Source organism: Oerskovia jenensis (assembly GCF_016907235.1).
GTDB lineage: Bacteria > Actinomycetota > Actinomycetes > Actinomycetales > Cellulomonadaceae > Oerskovia > Oerskovia jenensis.
Genome location: NZ_JAFBBO010000001.1, coordinates 629,325 through 652,027, shown reverse-complemented (window position 1 = coordinate 652,027; position 22,703 = coordinate 629,325). Strand labels below are relative to the sequence as shown.

The 22,703-nt window shown below is 69.3% G+C and carries 15 protein-coding genes and 3 rRNA genes; all 18 read left to right on the top strand.

Annotated elements, in window-relative coordinates:
* Nucleotides 1-16: 16 nt before the first annotated feature.
* The 18 genes from argB to recN all read left to right on the top strand — a co-directional run bounded on the left by argB (nucleotide 17) and on the right by recN (nucleotide 22,698).
* The gene (argB, locus tag JOD49_RS02955; protein ID WP_205308763.1) at nucleotides 17-955 is read left to right on the top strand and encodes an acetylglutamate kinase; all 939 of its coding nucleotides are present in this window, start codon (nucleotides 17-19) and stop codon (nucleotides 953-955) included.
* Nucleotides 952-2,373 (top strand): acetylornithine transaminase, encoded by a 1,422-nt coding sequence (locus tag JOD49_RS02950; protein ID WP_205305902.1) that lies wholly within the window; start codon nucleotides 952-954, stop codon nucleotides 2,371-2,373. Before argB ends, JOD49_RS02950 begins: the two co-directional genes overlap by 4 nt.
* 2 nt (nucleotides 2,374-2,375) lie before the next feature.
* Nucleotides 2,376-3,323 (top strand): ornithine carbamoyltransferase, encoded by a 948-nt coding sequence (gene argF / locus JOD49_RS02945; protein WP_205305901.1) that lies wholly within the window; start codon nucleotides 2,376-2,378, stop codon nucleotides 3,321-3,323.
* Nucleotides 3,320-3,877: an arginine repressor gene (locus JOD49_RS02940; protein WP_205305900.1), complete on the top strand. Its 558-nt coding sequence runs from the start codon at nucleotides 3,320-3,322 to the stop codon at nucleotides 3,875-3,877. Before argF ends, JOD49_RS02940 begins: the two co-directional genes overlap by 4 nt.
* Nucleotides 3,878-3,976: 99 nt before the next feature.
* On the top strand, nucleotides 3,977-5,206 hold the full coding sequence (locus JOD49_RS02935; protein ID WP_138824679.1) for an argininosuccinate synthase: 1,230 nt from the start codon (nucleotides 3,977-3,979) through the stop codon (nucleotides 5,204-5,206).
* Between the two features lie 3 nt (nucleotides 5,207-5,209).
* Nucleotides 5,210-6,679 carry an argininosuccinate lyase gene (gene argH, locus JOD49_RS02930; protein WP_205305899.1) on the top strand — a complete coding sequence of 490 codons (1,470 nt, stop codon included), beginning with the start codon at nucleotides 5,210-5,212 and terminating at the stop codon, nucleotides 6,677-6,679.
* Between the two features lie 13 nt (nucleotides 6,680-6,692).
* The gene (locus JOD49_RS02925) at nucleotides 6,693-7,328 is read left to right on the top strand and encodes a uridine kinase family protein (RefSeq protein ID WP_307822341.1); all 636 of its coding nucleotides are present in this window, start codon (nucleotides 6,693-6,695) and stop codon (nucleotides 7,326-7,328) included.
* 78 nt (nucleotides 7,329-7,406) lie between these two features.
* On the top strand, nucleotides 7,407-8,087 hold the full coding sequence (locus JOD49_RS02920; RefSeq protein WP_307822339.1) for a DNA-3-methyladenine glycosylase: 681 nt from the start codon (nucleotides 7,407-7,409) through the stop codon (nucleotides 8,085-8,087).
* Between the two features lie 133 nt (nucleotides 8,088-8,220).
* Nucleotides 8,221-9,480: a tyrosine--tRNA ligase gene (tyrS, locus tag JOD49_RS02915; RefSeq protein ID WP_205305898.1), complete on the top strand. Its 1,260-nt coding sequence runs from the start codon at nucleotides 8,221-8,223 to the stop codon at nucleotides 9,478-9,480.
* A gap of 611 nt (nucleotides 9,481-10,091) precedes the next feature.
* Nucleotides 10,092-11,612 (top strand): 16S ribosomal RNA (locus JOD49_RS02910).
* 397 nt (nucleotides 11,613-12,009) lie between these two features.
* Nucleotides 12,010-15,115, top strand: a 23S ribosomal RNA gene (locus tag JOD49_RS02905).
* An 88-nt stretch (nucleotides 15,116-15,203) separates the two neighbouring features.
* Nucleotides 15,204-15,320 (top strand): 5S ribosomal RNA (rrf, locus tag JOD49_RS02900).
* Together the 16S, 23S and 5S rRNA genes form the textbook arrangement of a ribosomal RNA operon.
* 125 nt (nucleotides 15,321-15,445) lie before the next feature.
* Complete coding sequence (locus JOD49_RS02895) at nucleotides 15,446-17,569, top strand: hypothetical protein (protein ID WP_205305897.1); 2,124 nt, start codon at nucleotides 15,446-15,448, stop codon at nucleotides 17,567-17,569.
* Complete coding sequence (locus tag JOD49_RS02890; protein ID WP_205305896.1) at nucleotides 17,566-18,582, top strand: HAD-IIA family hydrolase; 1,017 nt, start codon at nucleotides 17,566-17,568, stop codon at nucleotides 18,580-18,582. Before JOD49_RS02895 ends, JOD49_RS02890 begins: the two co-directional genes overlap by 4 nt.
* Before the next feature lie 111 nt (nucleotides 18,583-18,693).
* Entirely contained in the window at nucleotides 18,694-18,924 is a 231-nt protein-coding gene (locus JOD49_RS02885; RefSeq protein WP_205305895.1) for a hypothetical protein, read from the top strand.
* A 2-nt stretch (nucleotides 18,925-18,926) separates the two neighbouring features.
* Nucleotides 18,927-19,955, top strand: a complete 1,029-nt coding sequence (locus tag JOD49_RS02880) for a TlyA family RNA methyltransferase (protein ID WP_205305894.1) — start codon at nucleotides 18,927-18,929, stop codon at nucleotides 19,953-19,955.
* Nucleotides 19,952-20,947, top strand: coding sequence for an NAD kinase (locus JOD49_RS02875; RefSeq protein WP_205305893.1), 996 nt, complete (start codon nucleotides 19,952-19,954; stop codon nucleotides 20,945-20,947). The genes JOD49_RS02880 and JOD49_RS02875 overlap by 4 nt, the downstream gene beginning before the upstream one ends.
* Before the next feature lie 2 nt (nucleotides 20,948-20,949).
* On the top strand, nucleotides 20,950-22,698 hold the full coding sequence (gene recN, locus JOD49_RS02870) for a DNA repair protein RecN (protein WP_205305892.1): 1,749 nt from the start codon (nucleotides 20,950-20,952) through the stop codon (nucleotides 22,696-22,698).
* Nucleotides 22,699-22,703: the final 5 nt, after the last annotated feature.

Below are 22,703 nucleotides of genomic sequence, written 5' to 3'. Positions count from 1 at the left end.
CGCCGCCCAGTCGACGATGTTCGACACCCGCACGGACCTGACCCCCGGCCAGAAGGCCGAGGTCCTGCTCGAGGCCATGCCCTGGCTGCAGGAGTTCCGCGACGCCCTCGTGGTCGTCAAGTACGGCGGCAACGCCATGATCGACGACGAGCTCAAGGCCGCGTTCGCGCGCGACATGGTGTTCCTGCGCCAGGTCGGTCTGCACCCCGTCGTGGTGCACGGCGGCGGCCCCCAGATCTCCGCGATGCTCGCGCGCCTCGGCATCGAGAGCGAGTTCCGCGGCGGTCTGCGCGTGACGACGCCCGAGGCCATGGACGTCGTGCGCATGGTCCTCACGGGCCAGGTCTCGCGCGAGCTCGTCGGGCTCATCAACGCGCACGGCCCCTACGCGGTCGGGCTGTCGGGCGAGGACGGGGGCCTGCTCCAGGCCCGGCGTCGCCACGCCGTGGTCGACGGCGAGCCCGTGGACGTCGGGCTCGTGGGCGACGTCGTCGAGGTCCACCCCTCCGCGGTCCAGGACCTGCTCGACGCCGGACGCATCCCGGTCGTCTCGACCATCGCGCCCGACATCGACGACCCGACCCAGGTCCTCAACGTCAATGCGGACACCGCGGCGGCGGCGCTCGCGGTCGCGCTCGGTGCCAAGAAGCTCATCGTCCTGACCGACGTCGAGGGCCTGTACACGTCCTGGCCGGACAAGAGCTCGCTCGTCGCCGAGATCACGCGCTCCGAGCTCGCGGACCTGCTGCCCTCGCTCGAGGCCGGCATGGTGCCCAAGATGGAGGCGTGCCTGCGGGCCGTGTCCGGGGGCGTCCCGCGCGCGACCGTGATCGACGGCCGCGTCGCGCACTCGGTCCTCCTGGAGGTCTTCACGACGCGCGGCAACGGGACCATGGTCGTCCCGGACGCGCTCGCCTCCACCCCGCACGCAACGAGCCCGCAGGAGCAGTCATGAACGGCACGACCGGCGAGATCTCGTCGACGCACCCCGCCGAGGTCGCCACGGCGACCACCGATACCCCGGCCACCGACGCCGCCCGGAGCCTCGAGGGAGCCGCGGACACGACCCTGGCCGGACCGGGGAGCGTCGCGCAGTGGACCGAGCGCTACACGCACGCTGTCATGGACACGTTCGGGGCACCGCAGAAGGTGCTGGTCCGCGGCGAGGGCGCGTACGTGTGGGACGCCGACGGCAAGCGTTACCTCGACCTGCTCGCGGGCATCGCGGTCAACGCGCTGGGCCATGCGCACCCCACGCTCACCGCAGCGGTCAGCGCGCAGCTCGGGACGCTCGGGCACGTGTCGAACTTCTTCGGGTCGCCCACGCAGATCGCGCTCGCCGAGCGGCTCCTGGACCTCGCGCAGGCTCCCGAGGGCTCGCGCGTCTTCTTCACCAACTCGGGCACCGAGGCCAACGAGGCCGCGTTCAAGATGGCCCGCCGCAACCGTGACGGGGCAGCCGGCCCGGGCACGCGGACCCGGGTCCTCGCGCTCGAGGGGGGCTTCCACGGTCGCAGCATGGGCGCGCTCGCGCTCACGTCGAAGGCCGCGTACCGCGAGCCCTTCGAGCCCCTGCCGGGCGGCGTCGAGTTCGTCCCGTTCGGTGACGTCGCCGCGCTCGAGGAGGCCTTCTCGGCCGAGTCGGTCGCCGAGCGCGGCGAGGTCGCGGCGCTGGTCGTCGAGCCGGTCCAGGGCGAGGCGGGTGTGCGCCCGCTGCCGCCCGGCTACCTCGTGGCCGCGCGCGAGCTGACCGCGGCATCGGGCGCCCTGCTGGTCCTCGACGAGGTCCAGACGGGCGTGGGACGCACGGGCTCGTGGTTCGCGTTCCAGCAGCAGGAGATCGGCGGGGGCATCACGCCCGACGTCGTCACGCTCGCCAAGGGGCTCGGCGGCGGCTTCCCCGTGGGGGCCGTCGTGGCGTTCGGCGAGCGCGCAGCGACGCTCCTGGGACGCGGCCAGCACGGCACGACGTTCGGCGGCAACCCCGTCGCGGCGGCCGCCTCGCTCGCGACGCTCGGCGTGATCGAGCGCGACGGCCTGCTCGCCAACGTGCGCACGGTCGGCGAGGCGCTGCGCGACGGGATCGCCGCGTGCGGCAACCCCGTGGTCGCAGGAACCCGCGGCCTGGGCCTGCTGATCGCGGTCCAGCTCTCGGCGCCCGTCTCGGCCGAGGTCGCACGCCTGGCGCTCGACGCCGGGTTCATCGTCAACGCGGTCCAGCCCGACGCGATCCGCCTGGCCCCGCCGCTGATCCTGACGCGCGACCAGGCGAGCGAGGTCGTCGCGTTCTTCGCGGGGCTCCCCGCCGACCTCGTCGGCCCGGGCAGCGCACAGACCGCCCCCACCACCCCAGCCACCCCACAGAAGGGCTGACCGTGACCTCGACCGCCACCGTCCGACACTTCCTGCGCGACGACGACCTGACCCCCGCCGAGCAGCGCGAGGTCCTCGAGCTCGGCCTCGGGTTCCGCGAGGACCGGTTCATCCGCACGCCGCTGCGCGGTCCCCAGGCCGTCGCGGTGATCTTCGACAAGCCCTCGACCCGCACGCGCGTGTCGTTCTCGGTCGGTATCGCCGAGCTCGGCGGCTACCCGCTCGTGATCGACGCCGCGTCGAGCCAGCTCGGGCGCGGCGAGCCCATCGCGGACACGGCCCGCGTCCTGGACCGTCAGACGTCGGCGATCGTGTGGCGGACGTTCGGCCAGGAGCGCGTCGAGGAGATGGCCCGGGTCGCGACCGTCCCGGTCGTCAACGCCCTGACCGACGAGTTCCACCCCTGCCAGATCCTCGCGGACCTGCTGACGGTCGCCCAGCTGCGCGGCGGCGTCGACTCGCTCGCCGGGACGTCGCTCGTCTACCTGGGCGACGGCGCCAACAACATGGCGCACTCCTACCTCCTGGGCGGCGTGACCGCGGGCATGCACGTGCGCATCGGGGCCCCGGCCGGCTTCCTGCCGGACCCGGCGGTCGTCGCCGACGCCGAGCGCATCGCCCGGGACACGGGCGGTTCCGTGCTCGTGACCACGGACGCGGCCGAGGCCACGCGTGGCGCGGACGTCGTCGCGACCGACACCTGGGTCTCGATGGGCGACGAGGCGAGCGCGGCCGAGCGCGAGCTGCCGTTCGTCCCGTACCAGGTGAACGCCGAGCTCCTGGCGGTCGCCGCCGACGACGCGCTCGTGCTGCACTGCCTGCCCGCCTACCGCGGCAAGGAGATCACGGCCGACGTCATCGACGGCCCGCAGTCGGCCGTCTGGGACGAGGCCGAGAACCGCCTGCACGCCCAGAAGGCGCTGCTGACCTGGTTGCTGGAACGCTCGTGACGACCGCCCTCGGCCCGGGGAGCGTGCCCACCACCAAGGCGGCACGCCACGCGCGCATCGCGCAGCTCGTCGCCCGGCACGAGATCCACTCCCAGGCCGAGCTCGCCAAGGCGCTCGCCGAGGACGGGGTGAGCGTCACCCAGGCGACGCTCTCGCGCGACCTCATCGAGCTGCGGGCCGAGAAGGTCCGCAGCGCGTCGGGCGCGCTGGTCTACGCGGTGCCCGGCGAGGGCGGCGACCGCTCGGTCCAGGTCGCGAACGACGCCGAGTACGTCGCGGCCCGGCTCGCGCGGCTGTGCGCCGAGCTCCTGGTCTCGGCCGAGGCGTCGGGCAACCTCGTCGTGCTGCGCACGCCGCCCGGCGCCGCGCAGTACCTGGCGTCGGCGATCGACCACTCGGTGTTCGTCGGCGTCCTGGGCACGATCGCGGGCGACGACACCGTCCTGGTGATCTCGCGCGACGTCGACGGCGGCGAGGACCTGGCCGCGCGCTTCCTGGCCCTGACCAACCCCGTGGCCCCCGCCACCCCCACGATCTCAGCACCTCCTGGCTAGCGACGGCCCTTCCGGGCCGCGCAGCGACCACGGCGACCGCCGAGCCTCGGCGGCTGCCACACTTGGACCCATCACCCCACGCAAGGAAGAGAACAAGTCATGACTGAACGCGTCGTGCTCGCCTACTCGGGCGGCCTGGACACCTCCGTTGCCATCGGCTGGATCGGCGAGGCCACCGGGGCCGAGGTCGTCGCCGTGGCCGTCGACGTCGGCCAGGGCGGCGAGGACCTCGAGGTCATCCGCCAGCGCGCCCTCGACTGCGGCGCCGTCGAGGCCTACGTCGCGGACGCCCGCGACGAGTTCGCCGAGGAGTACTGCATGCCCGCGCTGCGCGCGAACGGCCTGTACCTCGACCGCTACCCGCTGGTCTCCGCGATCTCGCGCCCCGTGATCGTCAAGCACCTGGTGCGCGCGGCCCGCCAGTTCGGCGCGACGACCGTCGCGCACGGCTGCACGGGCAAGGGCAACGACCAGGTCCGCTTCGAGGTCGCGACGACGTCGCTCGCGCCCGAGCTCAAGACGATCGCGCCGGTCCGCGACCTCGCGCTGACGCGCGAGAAGGCCATCGCGTACGCCGAGAAGCACTCGCTGCCGATCGCGACGACCAAGCACAACCCGTTCTCTGTCGACCAGAACGTGTGGGGACGCGCCGTCGAGACGGGCTTCCTCGAGGACATCTGGAACGCCCCGACGAAGGACGTCTACAACTACACCGACGACCCCACGTTCCCGCCCGTCGCGGACGAGGTCGTCATCACGTTCGAGCAGGGCGTGCCGGTCGCGCTCGACGGCGTCGCGGTGACCCCGCTGCAGGCCATCCAGGAGATGAACCGTCGTGCCGGCGCCCAGGGTGTGGGCCGCATCGACATCGTCGAGGACCGCCTGGTCGGCATCAAGTCCCGCGAGATCTACGAGGCACCGGGCGCGATCGCTCTCATCGCGGCGCACCAGGAGCTCGAGAACGTGACCCTCGAGCGCGAGCAGGCCCGCTTCAAGCGTGGCGTCGAGCAGCGCTGGACCGAGCTGGTCTACGACGGCATGTGGTTCAGCCCGCTCAAGAAGTCGCTCGACGTCTTCATCGACGACACCCAGCGTTACGTCTCGGGCGACATCCGCCTCGTCCTGCACGGCGGGCGCGCGACCGTCACGGGCCGCCGCAGCGAGTCGAGCCTGTACGACTTCAACCTCGCGACCTACGACGAGGGCGACTCGTTCGACCAGTCGCAGGCCAAGGGCTTCATCGAGATCTTCGGCCTCACGGCCAAGCTCTCCGCGGCCCGCGACGAGAAGTTCGGCAACGGCGTGGACTTCGGCACCGGGAGCCTGTGAACCATGGGTGACGAGATCACGTCCGGCGCCGCTGCGGGCGCAGCGGCCGAGGTGCAGGGTGCGTCGCAGGCTCCGGTGAGCCTGTGGGGCGGCCGGTTCGCCGGCGGCCCCGCGGAGGCACTGGCCGCCCTCTCGCAGTCGACGCACTTCGACTGGCGCCTCGCGCAGCACGACATCGCGGGCTCGCGGGCCCACGCCAAGGTGCTCGCGGCGGCGGGTCTGCTCGACGACGACGAGCTGACCGCGATGCTCGAGGCGCTGGACGTGCTCTCGGCCGACGTCGGGTCGGGGGCGTTCCTCCCGGTCCTGGCCGACGAGGACGTGCACACGGCCCTCGAGCGCGGGCTCATCGAGCGCGCGGGTCCGGAGCTCGGCGGCAAGCTGCGCGCGGGGCGTTCGCGCAACGACCAGATCGCGACGCTCGTGCGGTCGTACCTGCGCGAGGAGGCCCGGGCGATCGGGCTCCTGGTGCTGGACGTCGTCGACGCCCTGATCGAGCAGGCCGAGGCGCACCCCGGCGCCCCGATGCCTGGCCGCACGCACCTGCAGCACGCGCAGCCCGTGCTGCTCGCGCACCACCTGCTGGCGCACGCGTGGCCCCTGCTGCGCGACGTCGACCGCTTCATCGACTGGGACGTGCGGGCCGGGCGCTCGCCGTACGGCTCGGGAGCGCTCGCGGGCTCGTCGCTGGGTCTGGACCCGGCGGCCGTCGCGGCGGACCTGGGCTTCGACGGCCCGGTCGAGAACTCGATCGACGGCACGGCCTCGCGCGACGTCGTCGCGGAGTTCGCGTTCGTCTCGGCCATGCTGGGGGTCGACCTCTCGCGCTTCGCGGAGGAGATCATCATCTGGAACACCAAGGAGTTCGGCTTCGTCCGCCTGGACGACGCCTACTCCACGGGGTCGAGCATCATGCCGCAGAAGAAGAACCCGGACATCGCCGAGCTCGCGCGCGGCAAGGCCGGGCGTCTGATCGGGGACCTGACGGGGCTGCTGGCCACGCTCAAGGGCCTGCCGCTCGCGTACAACCGCGACCTGCAGGAGGACAAGGAGCCGGTGTTCGACCAGGTCGACACCCTCAAGGTCCTGCTCCCGGCGTACGCGGGCATGGTCCGCACCCTGACGTTCGACACCGAACGCATGGCCTCGCTCGCTCCGCAGGGCTTCTCGCTCGCGACCGACATCGCGGAGTGGCTCGTCCGTCAGGGCGTGCCGTTCCGGGTGGCCCACGAGGTCGCCGGGGCGTGCGTGCGCGTGTGCGAGGAGCGCGGCATCGAGCTGTGGGACCTGACGGACGCGGACCTCGCGGACATCTCGGAGCACCTCACCCCGGGGGTGCGGGACGTGCTCACGGTCGAGGGTTCGCTCGCCTCGCGCGACGCCGTCGGCGGCACCGCGCCCGCGCGCGTCGCGGAGCAGCTCGAGGAGGCCAAGGTGCGTTCGGCCGAGTACCGCTTCTGGGTGCAGGGCTGAGGTCGTCGTGAGCGTGAGCGCTGCGGTCCTCGAGGACCTCGTGGCCCGCGTGCACGACGGCGCGCCGCGCCTCGGCCAGGGACGTCCGGCAGGTCCGGGCGTCCCTGGCCGGGCAGGGTGCCGCCTGGTGGTCGTCGACGGCCCGGCGGGCTCGGGCAAGACGACGCTGGCCGCGCAGCTCGGGGTCGCGCTCCCTGCGCAGGTGGTCCACATGGACGACCTGTACGAGGGCTGGACGGGCATGACGGCAGGGGTGGGCCGGCTCGTCGAGCAGGTCCTCGACCCGCTGGCGGCCGGCCGACCGGGGCGCTACCAGCGCTACGACTGGACGCTCGAGGACTTCGCCGAGTGGCACGACGTCCCGCTCGCCCCGTTCCTCGTGGTCGAGGGCTGCGGCGCGGGTGCCCGGCGGATCGCCGATCTCACGACGCTGCTCGTCTGGGTCGAGGCGGACGACGACCTCCGCCTGGCCCGCGGTCTGGCGCGCGACGGCGAGGAGGCTCGCGGGCCGTGGGTCGAGTGGATGGTCTCGGAGCGAGAGGTCTACGCGGCCGAGGGGACGGCCGAGCGGGCCGACGTGGTGCTCGACGGCTTCGGTGAGCCGGTCACGATCACCGATCCGTCGCCCGAGCGCACCGGCGACGTCTGACTCGCCGGACGCGGGCGGAAGTCGAAACATGCGAGGCGTAGATTGCGGGGGAGACGCCCGCCCAGCCAGGAGGCCCACGTGACCGAGTCCCTTCGTTCCCGGACCGCCGATCCCGACGGCTCCGTCCTGGACGTCCCGGCCCGGGGGTGGTTCGCCCGCCCGAGCCTCGAGGTCGCGCGCGACCTCCTGGGGGCCTCGATCACGCACCGCACCCCCGAGGGGGCCGTCACGGTGCGGTTGACCGAGGTCGAGGCGTACGACGGTGAGCAGGACCCGGGGTCGCACGCCTTCCGAGGCCGGACCGAGCGCAACCGCGCCATGTACGGCGAGCCGGGACACCTGTACGTCTACCGCCACCTTGGCCTGCACCACTGCGTCAACGTGGTCTGCGGCCCGGTGGGCTCCGCGTCGGCGGTCCTCCTGCGGGCGGGCGAGGTGACCGACGGCGTCGAGCTGGCGCGGGCACGCAGGCTCGACAGCGGCGTCTGCGACTCGGACCGCCAGATCGCGCGCGGTCCGGCGCGGCTCGCGGTGGCGCTCGGCCTCGACCTGGCCCACTACGGGCTGGACGTGACGGACGAGGCGGGTGACGTCGTCGTGCACCGGGACGTGCGGACCCTGCGGCCCGCGATCGCGACCGGACCACGTGTGGGCGTGAGCGGCGACGGAGGCGACGCGGGACTCTTCCCCTGGCGCCTGTGGCTCACGGGAGACCCGACCGTCTCGGCGTACCGGCCCGCGACCCGCCGCACCCGCTGAGGGCGCCGCTCCGGGACGGAGTCGGTGCTGGAGGGTGGGACACGGCAGACTAGGACCTCGGGCGCGCGGGACGACGGCGCGCCCGTCCCACGCCCTGCGCCGCATCGCGCGCGGGCACGACGAAGGAGATGCAGTGAACGACGTTCTCGACGAGTTGCAATGGCGAGGCCTGGTGGCGCAGTCCACCGACGAGGCCGCGCTGCGTGCTGCGCTGGCCGAGGGACCCGTCACCTATTACTGCGGCTTCGACCCGACCGCGCCGAGCCTGCACCACGGTCACCTGGTCCAGCTCATCCTGCTGCGCCACCTGCAGCTCGCGGGGCACCGCGCGATCGCGCTCGTCGGTGGCGCGACGGGCATGATCGGTGACCCGCGCCAGTCGGGCGAGCGGATCCTCAACACCAAGGACACGGTCGCCGAGTGGACCGAGCGGCTCAAGGCACAGGTGTCGCGCTTCCTCGACTTCGAGGGTGACAACCCGGCACGCATCGTCAACAACCTCGACTGGACGGCGGGCCTCACGGCGATCGACTTCCTGCGGGAGATCGGCAAGCACTACCGCCTGGGCACCATGCTGGCCAAGGACACCGTGGCGCGCCGCCTGAAGTCGGACGAGGGCATCAGCTTCACCGAGTTCAGCTACCAGATCCTCCAGGGGAACGACTACCTCGAGCTCTTCCGCCGCGAGGGCGTCACGCTCCAGACGGGCGGCAACGACCAGTGGGGCAACCTGCTCTCGGGCGTCGAGCTGATCCGCAAGGCCGAGGGTGCGTCGGTGCACGTCCTGACGACGCCGCTCATCACCAAGGCCGACGGGACCAAGTTCGGCAAGACCGAGGGCGGGGCCGTGTGGCTCGACCCGGACATGATGAGCCCCTACGCCTTCTACCAGTACTGGGTCAACGCGGACGACGCGGACGTGGTGGGCTGGCTCAAGATCTTCACCTTCCGTACCGCGGAGGAGATCGCCGAGCTCGAGCGTGCGGTCGCCGAGCGCCCTGCGGCGCGCGAGGCGCAGAAGGCGCTCGCGGCCGACGTCACCACGCTGGTCCACGGCGCCGCGGCGACCGAGGCGGTCATCGTGGCGAGCCAGGCGCTCTTCGGCCGGGGGGACCTGGTGGTGCTCGACGCGGGCACGCTCGCGGCGGCCGTGGCCGAGCTGCCGCGTACGACGGCGGCTGCCGGCGACCTGATCGTCGACCTTCTCGTGGGGGCGGGCCTCGTGGGTTCGAAGGGCGCGGCGCGACGCGCGATCGCCGAGGGCGGCGCCTACGTCAACAACGTGAAGGTGACGACCGAGGACGCCGTGCTCGGGGCGGAGGATCTCCTGCACGGACGTTTCGCCGTCCTGCGCCGGGGCAAGCGGACGCTCGCCGTGGCCGAGGTCGCGTGACGGACCCGCGTGCATGACGGCGGGGCCGGGGGACTCGTCCCTCGGCCCCGCCGTCGTCACCGGGGCCGCTGACGGCCGGCAGAGCTGGTGCGAGCCGTGCGCGGTGACCGGGGTCACCGCGCACGGGTTTGACCTTGCCGGTCACCTCGACGTAATCTTCTGGATGTCAGCCCGACAGGGAGGAACAGACACCACTGCGAAGCTCTTCGGAGCCGCCGCGAAGTGGCTGGTCCCGCGAGCAGACAGCCCCCACGAAGTGCAGGTCCTGGATCTGCCGACTCGTGAGGGAACCAGTGAAGAGTTGTCCCCGCCTCGGCGGTAGACACACTGACTCAGACCTGGTAAGGTAGAGAAGTTGCCCCGAGTGAAGGCCCCTGAGGGGTTGGAGTCGGTGCGTGTCGGTTGCTTGAGAACTCAACAGTGTGCTTGATAGTTAATGCCAATTGTCCTGCATGGGCGTGTGGCGCGCACCTTCGGTGTGTGTTGTGTGTTCGTGTTGAGACTTCTTTTGGTATGAATTGAAAACGTCATGTTTTCGGTTTGTAGCCATGATTATGGACCTTCGGGTCCGCTTCGTATGGTTGTTAATCCTTCGGGGTTGATAGCAAACATTTACGGAGAGTTTGATCCTGGCTCAGGACGAACGCTGGCGGCGTGCTTAACACATGCAAGTCGAACGGTGATGCCCAGCTTGCTGGGCGGATCAGTGGCGAACGGGTGAGTAACACGTGAGTAACCTGCCCCAGACTCCGGGATAAGCCTTGGAAACGAGGTCTAATACTGGATACGAGACGCCCCTGCATGGGGAGTGTCTGGAAAGATTTATCGGTCTGGGATGGACTCGCGGCCTATCAGCTTGTTGGTGGGGTAATGGCCTACCAAGGCGACGACGGGTAGCCGGCCTGAGAGGGCGACCGGCCACACTGGGACTGAGACACGGCCCAGACTCCTACGGGAGGCAGCAGTGGGGAATATTGCACAATGGGCGAAAGCCTGATGCAGCGACGCCGCGTGAGGGATGAAGGCCTTCGGGTTGTAAACCTCTTTCAGCAGGGAAGAAGCGCAAGTGACGGTACCTGCAGAAGAAGCGCCGGCTAACTACGTGCCAGCAGCCGCGGTAATACGTAGGGCGCAAGCGTTGTCCGGAATTATTGGGCGTAAAGAGCTCGTAGGCGGTTTGTCGCGTCTGGTGTGAAAACTCAAGGCTCAACCTTGAGCTTGCATCGGGTACGGGCAGACTAGAGTGCGGTAGGGGTGACTGGAATTCCTGGTGTAGCGGTGGAATGCGCAGATATCAGGAGGAACACCGATGGCGAAGGCAGGTCACTGGGCCGCAACTGACGCTGAGGAGCGAAAGCATGGGGAGCGAACAGGATTAGATACCCTGGTAGTCCATGCCGTAAACGTTGGGCACTAGGTGTGGGGCTCATTCCACGAGTTCCGTGCCGCAGCAAACGCATTAAGTGCCCCGCCTGGGGAGTACGGCCGCAAGGCTAAAACTCAAAGGAATTGACGGGGGCCCGCACAAGCGGCGGAGCATGCGGATTAATTCGATGCAACGCGAAGAACCTTACCAAGGCTTGACATACACCGGAAACTTCCAGAGATGGTTGCCCCGCAAGGTCGGTGTACAGGTGGTGCATGGTTGTCGTCAGCTCGTGTCGTGAGATGTTGGGTTAAGTCCCGCAACGAGCGCAACCCTCGTCTTATGTTGCCAGCACGTCATGGTGGGGACTCATAAGAGACTGCCGGGGTCAACTCGGAGGAAGGTGGGGATGACGTCAAATCATCATGCCCCTTATGTCTTGGGCTTCACGCATGCTACAATGGCCGGTACAAAGGGCTGCGATACCGCGAGGTGGAGCGAATCCCAAAAAGCCGGTCTCAGTTCGGATTGGGGTCTGCAACTCGACCCCATGAAGTCGGAGTCGCTAGTAATCGCAGATCAGCAACGCTGCGGTGAATACGTTCCCGGGCCTTGTACACACCGCCCGTCAAGTCACGAAAGTCGGTAACACCCGAAGCCGGTGGCCCAACCCTTGTGGAGGGAGCTGTCGAAGGTGGGACTGGCGATTGGGACTAAGTCGTAACAAGGTAGCCGTACCGGAAGGTGCGGCTGGATCACCTCCTTTCTAAGGAGCATCACTCACAGCCGGCGCCCTCGGGGGCTGGTTGTGCAGAGGCCATGGCACCCGCCGAACGCGTGGGTGGATGGTTGCTCAAGGGTGGAACATTAACGAAGAGCTCGTCCATGACGGTTCGTGTCAGTACCTGCCCACCTTGTGTGGGTGGTGGAACATCACGGGTACGGGGGATGGGTTTGCCAAGCACACTGTTGGGTCCTGAGGGAACCGCCCGCATGGGTGGGGTCGCTCTGAACGGGCCATCGCGTCTCCTGGGTGAACCGCCAACCGTTGTGTTGGTAGGCCGTGGGAGCGGGTGGGATCGTCCGTAGCTTGAGAACTGCACAGTGGACGCGAGCATCTTTGTAAGATCAAAGATTTATCTTTGTTCTCTGCAATTTTTTGTTGTCAAGTTTTTAAGGGCACAGGGTGGATGCCTTGGCACTAGGAGCCGATGAAGGACGTTGTAGCCTGCGATAAGCCTCGGGGAGTTGGCAAACGAACCGTGATCCGAGGATCTCCGAATGGGGAAACCCCGCTGGAGTCATGTCCAGTGACCCGCACCTGAATATATAGGGTGTGTGGAGGGAACGTCGGGAAGTGAAACATCTCAGTACCGACAGGAAGAGATATTCCGTGAGTAGTGGCGAGCGAAAGCGGAACAGGCCAAACCGTTCATGTGTGATAGCTACCAGGCGTTGCATGGGCGGGGTTGTGGGACCTTTCAGACCGGGCTGGTACCTGGTCAGGGAGTCAGAAAGCCGCGTTATAGTCGAAGGGCATTGAAAGGCCCGGCACAGAGGGTGCGACCCCCGTAGACGAAATGACGCGGCCTCCCGAAGGGGATCCCAAGTAGCACGGGGCCCGAGAAATCCCGTGTGAATCCGGCAAGACCACTTGCTAAGCCTAAATACTACCTAGTGACCGATAGCGGACCAGTACCGTGAGGGAAAGGTGAAAAGTACCCCGGGAGGGGAGTGAAATAGTACCTGAAACCGTGTGCCTACAATCCGTTGGAGCCTCCCTAGCAGGGGTGACAGCGTGCCTTTTGAAGAATGAGCCTGCGAGTTAGTGCTCAGTGGCAAGGTTAACCCGTGTGGGGAAGCCGTAGCGAAAGCGAGTCTGAATAGGGCGAATGAGTCGCTGGGTCTAGACCCGAAGCGAAGTGATCTAGCCATGGGCAGGTTGAAGCGTGGGTAAGACTACGTGGAGGACCGAACCCACCAGGGTTGAAAACCTGGGGGATGACCTGTGGTTAGGGGTGAAAGGCCAATCAAACTTCGTGATAGCTGGTTCTCCCCGAAATGCATTTAGGTGCAGCCTCGCGTGTTTCTTGCCGGAGGTAGAGCTACTGGATGGCCGATGGGCCCTACAAGGTTACTGACGTCAGCCAAACTCCGAATGCCGGTAAGTGAGAGCGCGGGAGTGAGACTGCGGGGGATAAGCTCCGTAGTCGAGAGGGAAACAGCCCAGACCACCAGCTAAGGCCCCTAAGCGTGTGCTAAGTGGGAAAGGATGTGGAGTTGCACAGACAACCAGGAGGTTGGCTTAGAAGCAGCCACCCTTGAAAGAGTGCGTAATAGCTCACTGGTCAAGTGATTCCGCGCCGACAATGTAGCGGGGCTCAAGTACACCGCCGAAGCTGTGGCATTCACACAAACGCTAGGCCTTCGTGGTCCAGGCGTGTGGATGGGTAGGGGAGCGTCGTGTGGGCAGTGAAGTCGCGGGGTAACCCAGCGGTGGAGCCTACACGAGTGAGAATGCAGGCATGAGTAGCGAAAGACGGGTGAGAAACCCGTCCGCCGAATGACCAAGGGTTCCAGGGCCAGGCTAATCCGCCCTGGGTAAGTCGGGACCTAAGGCGAGGCCGACAGGCGTAGTCGATGGACAAGGAGTTGATATTCTCCTACCGGCGAAGAACCGCCCATACCGAACCCGGTGATGCTAAGCGCCCTTAACCAGCACCGTCTCCTTCGGGAGACATCGCTGGAGCGGCGCGCGACCCGAACCGGTACTAGGTAAGCGTATTAACAGGGGTGACGCAGGAAGGTAGCCCAGCACGGCGATGGTTGACCGTGTCCAAGGTTGTAGGGCGAACAGTAGGCAAATCCGCTGTTCACATAGCCTGAGAACTGATAGATAGCGCGTATGCGCGAATTGGGTGATCCTATGCTGCCAAGAAAAGCCTCGGCGCGAGGTTCTAGCCGCCCGTACCCTAAACCGACTCAGGTGGTCAGGTAGAGAATACTAAGGCGATCGAGAGAATCGTGGTTAAGGAACTCGGCAAAATGCCCCCGTAACTTCGGGAGAAGGGGGGCCCGATGCGTGACGGAACTAGCTTCCCGAGCGTTGACGGCCGCAGAGACCAGGGAGAAGCGACTGTTTACTAAAAACACAGGTCCGTGCGAAGTCGCAAGACGATGTATACGGACTGACGCCTGCCCGGTGCTGGAAGGTTAAGAGGACGGGTCAGCCTTCGGGCGAAGCTCAGAATTTAAGCCCCAGTAAACGGCGGTGGTAACTATAACCATCCTAAGGTAGCGAAATTCCTTGTCGGGTAAGTTCCGACCTGCACGAATGGCGTAACGACTTCTCCGCTGTCTCAACCGCGAACTCGGCGAAATTGCACTACGAGTAAAGATGCTCGTTACGCGCAGCAGGACGGAAAGACCCCGGGACCTTTACTATAGCTTGGTATTGGTGTTCGGTGCGGCTTGTGTAGGATAGGTGGGAGACTGTGAAGCATGCACGCCAGTGTGTGTGGAGTCAACGTTGAAATACCACTCTGGTCGCTCTGGATATCTAACCTCGGTCCGTAATCCGGATCAGGGACAGTGCCTGGTGGGTAGTTTAACTGGGGCGGTTGCCTCCTAAAATGTAACGGAGGCGCTCAAAGGTTCCCTCAGCCTGGTTGGCAATCAGGTGTCGAGTGCAAGTGCACAAGGGAGCTTGACTGTGAGACTGACAGGTCGAGCAGGGACGAAAGTCGGAACTAGTGATCCGGCGGTGGCTTGTGGAAGCGCCGTCGCTCAACGGATAAAAGGTACCCCGGGGATAACAGGCTGATCTTGCCCAAGAGTCCATATCGACGGCATGGTTTGGCACCTCGATGTCGGCTCGTCGCATCCTGGGGCTGGAGTAGGTCCCAAGGGTTGGGCTGTTCGCCCATTAAAGCGGTACGCGAGCTGGGTTTAGAACGTCGTGAGACAGTTCGGTCCCTATCCGCTGCGCGCGCAGGAAACTTGAGAAGGGCTGTCCCTAGTACGAGAGGACCGGGACGGACGAACCTCTGGTGTGCCAGTTGTTCCGCCAGGAGCACGGCTGGTTAGCTACGTTCGGAAGGGATAACCGCTGAAAGCATCTAAGCGGGAAGCCTGCTTCAAGATGAGGTTTCCATCCCCGCAAGGGGGAGAGGCTCCCAGCTAGACCACTGGGTAGATAGGCCGGATGTGTAAGGCAGGACTAAAGACTGCTGAAGCTGACCGGTACTAATAAGCCGACAACTTGATAACACTCAAACTTTTTGCTACGCGTCCACTGTGCGGTTCCCGAGATACGGGCACACCCTTCGTAACCAGGGTCCCGACATCTCCATAGAGTTACGGCGGTCATAGCGAGAGGGAAACGCCCGGTCCCATTCCGAACCCGGAAGCTAAGCCTCTCAGCGCCGATGGTACTGCCCTGGAGACGGGGTGGGAGAGTAGGTCGCCGCCGGACAACCATTCACCAAAGGCCCACCCCTCACGGGGTGGGCCTTTGGCGTGCCTGTGACCTACCGGGCAAGCCCCCACGACCCTGCTCGTGGGATGATGAACGTCAGTGCATATCGAAGGGACACCGCTGTGAACGACAGCCCAGAACGTCACGCCGACGACCGCGACCGTAGGTCTTCCGGGGCAGGGCGGTCCGGCGACACCGGTCGTTCCTCCGGCTCCCATGGCCGTGGCCAGGGAGCACCGCGTCGAGACGGAAGCTCGAACAGGCCTGAGCGAGCCGGCGGGGACCGCCGCCAGGACTCTGGAGACCGTCGTTCCTACGGCGACCGCCCGCAGTCGGGAGGCGGCTCTTACGGTGGCGGTGAGCGTCGCTCGTACGGTGACCGTCCGCAGTCGGGTGGCAGCTCGTACGGCGGCGGTGAGCGTCGCTCGTACGGCGACCGTCCGCAGTCCTCGGGCTCTGGCGAGCGCCGTTCCTACGGTGACCGCCCCCAGTCGGGTGGCAGCTCCTACGGCGGCGGTGAGCGTCGTTCCTACGGCGACCGTCCCCAGTCCGGCGGCGGCGAGCGCAAGAGCTACGGTGACCGTCCGCAGTCCGGTGGCGGTGAGCGTCGCTCGTACGGCGACCGTCCCCAGTCCGGCGGCGGCGAGCGTCGCTCCTACGGCGACCGTCCGCAGTCCTCGGGCTCTGGCGAGCGTCGTTCCTACGGTGACCGCCCCCAGTCGGGTGGCAGCTCCTACGGCGGCGGTGAGCGTCGTTCCTACGGCGACCGTCCCCAGTCCGGTGGCGGTGAGCGTCGCTCGTACGGCGACCGTCCGCAGTCCTCGGGCTCTGGCGAGCGCCGCTCGTACGGCGACCGTCCCCAGTCCTCGGGCTCTGGCGAGCGCCGTTCCTACGGTGACCGTCCCCAGTCGGGTGGCGGCTCCTACGGCGGAGGCGAGCGCAAGAGCTACGGTGACCGTCCCCAGTCCGGCGGCGGCGAGCGTCGTTCCTACGGCGACCGTCCGCAGTCCGGTGGCGGTGAGCGTCGCTCGTACGGCGACCGTCCGCAGTCCTCGGGCTCTGGTGAGCGCAAGAGCTACGGTGACCGTCCCCAGTCCGGCGGCGGCGAGCGCCGCTCCTACGGTGACCGTCCCCAGTCGGGTGGCGGCTCCTACGGCGGAGGCGAGCGCAAGAGCTACGGCGACCGCCCGCAGTCGGGTGGCGGCGAGCGCAAGAGCTACGGCGACCGCCCCCAGTCCGGTGGCGGCGAGCGCAAGAGCTACGGCGACCGTCCCCAGTCCGGCGGCGGTGAGCGCCGTTCCTACGGCGACCGTCCGCAGTCCTCGGGCTCTGGTGAGCGCAAGAGCTTCGGCGACCGCCCGCAGCGCTCTGCTGACCAGGGTGAGCGCCAGTCGCGTCCGCCGCAGGACCTGCGCCACGCGGGTCCCGAGATCGACGAGGCCGTGCAGTTCTCGGACCTCGACCGTGACGTGCGTGGTCGTCTGCGGACGCTGAGCAAGGAGAACGCGACGGTCGTCGGCCGTCACCTGGTGATGGCAGGCAAGCTGATCGACACCGACCCCGAGCTGGCCTACGAGCACGCTCAGGCCGCGGTGCGACGCGCCGGCCGCGTCGACGTGGTCCGTGAGGCTGCGGGCCTGACGGCGTACCAGACGGGTCGGTATGCCGAGGCGCTGCGCGAGCTGCGCACGGTACGTCGGCTCAACGGTTCGTCGGAGCACCTGCCGATCATGGCGGACTGCGAGCGTGGTCTGGAGCGTCCTGAGCGTGCGATCGCCTTGGCTGCCTCGGAGGAGGCGAGCACTCTCGACGCCACGGGTCGTACCGAGCTCGCACTCGTCGTGAGCGGTGCGCGCGTCGATCTCGGTGAGTTCGAGGCCGCGCTGGCGGTGCTCGACCAGATCCCCGCGGCTGACGCCACGGGTGACCTTGCGCTTCGTGTGCTGCAGGCCAAGGCCAGCGTCCTCGAGGCCGCAGGCCGGACCGAGGAGGCGGCCGCGATCCTCGCGGACGTCGACCCGCGAGCGCTGGCGGCTGCCCTCGGCACGTCCCTCGACGAGGACGTCGTCGTCTACGACCTGACCGAGGACGCCGTCGAGATCGACGGCGACGACGAGGCAGACTCCGACGACGAGGCAGACTCCGACGACGAGTCCGACGGCACGGACACCACGACGGCGGACGAGCCTGCGGTCGAGACGGACGCCACGGCGTCGGGCGTGGAGAACGACGAGGAGACCAAGTGAGCCTGGGGCTGATCTCGAGCGACACCCCGCTCGCGGAACGCTACGACCTGGCTCTCGTCGACCTCGACGGCGTCGCCTACCGGGGGCACGAGCCCATCCCGAACGCCGCGACCGGCCTCGGGGGGGCCCGCGCCGCGGGCATGCGCCTGGTGTTCGTCACGAACAACGCGTCGCGCGAACCGCAGTCGGTGGCCTCGCAGCTCACCGAGCTCGACATCCCGACGTCGCCCGAGGAGGTCATGACCGCCGCGCAGGCGGCGGCCGCTCTGCTGCGGACGCGTCTGGAGCCGGGCGCCCGCGTGCTCGTCGTCGGTGGTGCGGGCCTCTTCACGGCCGTGCACGACGCGGGCTTCGTGATCGTCGAGAGTGCCGACGAGGAGCCGGTCGCGGTCGCGCAGGGCTTCGCCCCGGAGCTCGGCTGGGCCCAGCTCGCCGAGGCCGCGTACGCGATCCAGCGTGGTGCCTGGCACGTCGCGAGCAACCTCGACCTGTCGCTGCCCACGGCCCGGGGCTTCGCGCCGGGCAACGGCTCGCTCGTGCGGGCCGTCCAGGCCGCGACGGGGATCGAGCCGTCGAGCGCGGGCAAGCCCTCGCCGACGATGTACCGGCTCGCGATTGAGCGGGCCGGGGCGTCCTCGCCGCTCGTCGTCGGTGACCGCCTCGACACCGACCTCGCCGGTGCGCGCTCAGGCGGCTACCCGGGGCTGCACGTCCTGACGGGCGTCAACGGGGGCCGCGACGCGGTCCTCGCCGAGCCCGGCCTGCGCCCGCACTACATCGGCGCGGACCTCCTGAGCCTGCTCGAGCCGCACGCGGCTCCGCAGGAGGCGCCCGAGGGGTGGTGGACGTGCGGGGACTCTGCCGCGCGCGTCACGGACGGCACGCTCGAGCTGACCGGCCCCGAAGGGGTCGACCTGATCCGTGCCGCGTGCGGCGCGGCCTGGGCGACGGTCGACGCTGGCGGTTCGGTGGAGGCCGACACCGTCCCCGAGCTTGCTGTCGGCAACCCCTGAGATCGCGTCCCGACCGGTAGCGTTGCACCGGTGCGGTGAAGCACGGCGGTGAGCCGGGCCTCGCCCACCGGTGCGCAGCACCGCACCCTGGAACGGACTGGAGGTCCACACATGGCGCAGGACACCGTCGACGACGGCGCCCCCACCCCGACCCCCGTCCCCACTCCCGGGGACGTACGGACCGGCGCGACGCCGTCGGACGACGAGACCGCCGACGACTCGGTCGCCCAGGCGCTCACTCGGCTCGACGAGCTGGCCGACGCTCCGCTCACCCATCACGTCGCGGTGTTCGACGCGATCCACGAGGCCCTCCAGGAGCGCCTCGCGGACGCGGAGGACTGAGCGTGGGCGTACGCGTCGACGCCGAGCTCGTCCGCCGTGGCCTCGCCCGTTCTCGGCGTCAGGCCGCCGAGCTCGTCGCCGCCGGACGCGTGACCATCGACGGCCGGATCGTCGCCAAGCCGTCCCTCCCGGTGACGGACGGGCAGAGCGTCGCGGTCGAGCAGGACCCCACCGACCCCGGCTACGCCTCGCGGGCCGCTTTCAAGCTGGCCGGTGCCCTCGATGCGATCGCTGCCGAGGTTCCGGGCGACGCCCCTCGCACCGCGGGTGCGTCGTGCCTCGACCTGGGCGCCTCGACGGGCGGGTTCACCGACGTCCTGCTGCGCCGCGGGGCACGTCGGGTCGTGGCGGTCGACGTCGGGCACGACCAGCTCGTGCCCGGGTTGCGCGAGGACCCGCGCGTCGTGGTCCGTGAAGGCTTCAACGTCCGCGACCTCGCCCCGGACGACCTCGACGAGACCCCCGACGTGGTCGTGGCCGACCTGTCCTTCATCTCGCTGCGCCTGGTCCTGCCCCCCGTCGCCGCGGTCGTGGCGCGCGGTACGGACCTGCTGCTCATGGTCAAGCCGCAGTTCGAGGTCGGGCGGGAGCGGCTCGGCACCGGGGGAGTGGTCCGCGACCCGGCTCTGCACGCGCGGGCGGTGCTCGACGTGGCGCTCGACGCCGCCGCCCTGGGCCTGCAACCGCTCGGCGTGATCCCCAGCCCGTTGCCCGGACCCAGCGGCAACCGCGAGTTCTTCGTGTGGTTGCGCGCGACCGGCGGGCCGGCGGACCTCGACCGGGAGGCGCTGGCCCGCGCCGTCGAGCACGCCGCGGCGTCTCCCGTGACGACCGAGCCCGTCGTCGCGCTCGTCGCCCGCACCGGGCACCCGGGGGATCGCGAGGGCACGGACGTCATCGATCTCACGGCCGCCCCGGGCACCTCCGGACGCCGGGACCTGACAGACTCGCAACCGGTGCCCGACGACGGCGCGCCGCCCCAGGACCACGGCACCGCCGCGGACCCACGACCGACCGGAGGAGCCCTGTGACCAGGAGAGTGCTGATCGTCACGCACGGTGGACGACCCGAGGCGGTCGTCGCGCTGCACGAGGCGGTCAAGGAGCTCCAGGACGCGGGCTTCGAAGTCGGCCTCCACGACGACGACCTCGCCGAGACCTTCGGCGACCACATGGCCCAGCTGCGCACCCGTGAAGGGGTCGCGGAGTCCGAGGTCGTCATGGTCCTCGGCGGAGACGGGACCATCCTGCGTGCCGCCGAGCTCACGCACGGGACCGGTGTCCCGCTGCTCGGCGTCAACCTCGGCCATGTGGGCTTCCTCGCGGAGGCCGAGCGCGAGGGCCTGCCCGCGGCTGTCCAGCGCCTCGCGGCGCGCGACTACGTGGTCGAGGAACGAGGCGTCCTCGAGGTCCGCGTCACGCTGCCCGGCGAGGACGAGCCACGGATCGGCTGGGCGCTCAACGAGGCGACGGTCGAGAAGGCGTCCCGCGAGCGCATGATCGAGGTCGCGATCGGGGTCGACGGGCGGCCGTTGTCGTCGTTCGGCTGCGACGGCGTGGTTATGTCGACCGCGACCGGCTCGACGGCGCACGCCTTCTCTGCCGGTGGGCCGGTCGTGTGGCCCGACGTCGACGCGATGCTCCTCGTCCCCCTCGCGGCGCACGCGCTCTTCGCCCGCCCGCTCGTCGTCGGCCCGCGCTCGACGTTCGCGCTCGAGCTGTTGCAGCGCTCGGGCGCCGCGGTGCTCACGTGCGACGGTCGTCGCCGCATCGACTTGCCGGCAGGCGCCCGCGTCGAGGTCTCGCGCGGGGACACACCCATCCTCCTGGCGAGGCTCTCCACGGCCCCCTTCACGGACCGGCTCGTCTCCAAGTTCTCGCTGCCAGTGGTCGGCTGGCGCGGTCGCGTCGCCGAGGACGCCGCGGACGCGGTCCGGGTCGCCCGCAAGGCGGCCACCGACGCCGTGGACGCCGCCCGGCTCGGCGGCTCGCGCCCCACCGCCCCCGACCCGAAGGAGGACTGACCGTGCTCGAAGAGATCTCGATCGAGAACCTCGGCGTCATCCGTTCCGCCCGTGTCCCGCTCCACCCCGGCCTGACCGTGATCACGGGCGAGACGGGCGCCGGCAAGACCATGGTCCTGACCGGACTGGGCCTCCTCATGGGGGGCAAGGCCGACCCGTCCTCGGTCCGCCCCGGCGCGACGGGCGCCGTGGTCGAGGGCCGCCTGCGCGTGAGCGGGCGCGACGCCGTCGGGCAGCGCATCGACGAGGCCGGCGGGAGCGTCGACGACGACGGGACCGTGGTCGTGCTGCGCACCGTCGCGGCCGAAGGCCGCTCGCGCGCGCACCTGGGTGGGCGCAGCGTGCCCCAGGGCGTGCTCGCCGAGATCGCCGACGACCTCGTGACCGTGCACGGGCAGGCCGACCAGCTGCGCCTGCGCACCCCGAGCCACCAGCGGGCCGCGCTCGACGCGTTCGCGGGTCGCGCGCACGCCGACCTCCTCGACGAGTACCGGGCGGCCTGGACCGAGCGCACGGGCCTGCTCGAGGAGATCGCCGACCTCACGGCCCGCGCCCAGGAGCGGGCGCGTGAGGCCGAGCTGCTGCGCATCGGCCTCACCGAGATCGAGCGGGTCGACCCGCAGCCCGGCGAGGACACCGAGCTCACCTCGCTCGTCGCGCGCCTCGGGAATGCCGAGGAGCTGCGCCTGGGCGCCCAGGCGGCCCACGACGCGATCGTGGGTGACGACGCCCTCGACGGGACGGACGCGCCCGGCGACGCGGCGTCGGCCGTCGAGCGCGCCCGGCGTGCGCTCGAGACCGCGAGCCACCTCGACCCGGGCCTGGCCGGGCTCGTCGAACGGATCGCGGGCGTCGGCTACGTCCTCGCGGACATCGCGACCGAGGTCTCGGGCTACGTCGAGGACCTCCAGGCCGACCCGGGCGGTCTCGAGCAGGCGCACACCCGCCTGGCGGCTCTCAGCGCGCTCACGCGAACCTACGGCGAGACGATCGACGACGTCCTGGCGTGGGCCAGCGACGCCGGCCTGCGCCTGCTCGACCTCGACGACGGCGGCGAACGCCTGCGCTCGATGACCGAGCGCGCCGACGAGCTCACCGCACTCCTGTCAGCGCTGGGTGCCCGGATCACCGCCGCACGCACCGCCACGGGGGAGCGCCTGGCCCGAGCGGTGACGGACGAGCTCGCGGGACTCGCCATGACCGGGTCGAACCTCGTGGTCGACGTGGTGCCCGCCGACGAGCCCGGCCCGTGGGGCGCCGACGTCGTGACCCTCTCACTCGTGCCGCACCCCGGCTCGCCGCCGCGTCCGCTCGGCAAGGGAGCGTCGGGCGGCGAGCTGTCCCGCGTGATGCTCGCGATCGAGGTGGCGCTGGCCACCTCGGGCGCCGACGCAGGCACCGACGACGCGGCACCGCTGCCCACGTTCGTGTTCGACGAGGTCGACGCGGGCGTCGGCGGCCGGGCGGCGGTCGAGGTCGGACGGCGGCTCGCGTCCCTGGCCCGCACGGCCCAGGTGATCGTCGTGACGCACCTCGCCCAGGTCGCCGCGTTCGCCGACTCGCAGCTCGTGGTGACCAAGTCGCCGGGAGGCGCCGACGGTGTCGACCCCGTCACGGTCACGGGAGTCCACGAGGTCACGGGTGACGACCGGGTCCGCGAGCTGGCGCGCATGCTGTCCGGCCAGGACGAGTCCGACGCAGCGCTGCAGCACGCGCTCGAACTGCTCGAGTCCTCGGTCGTGGGACGATAGCGGCG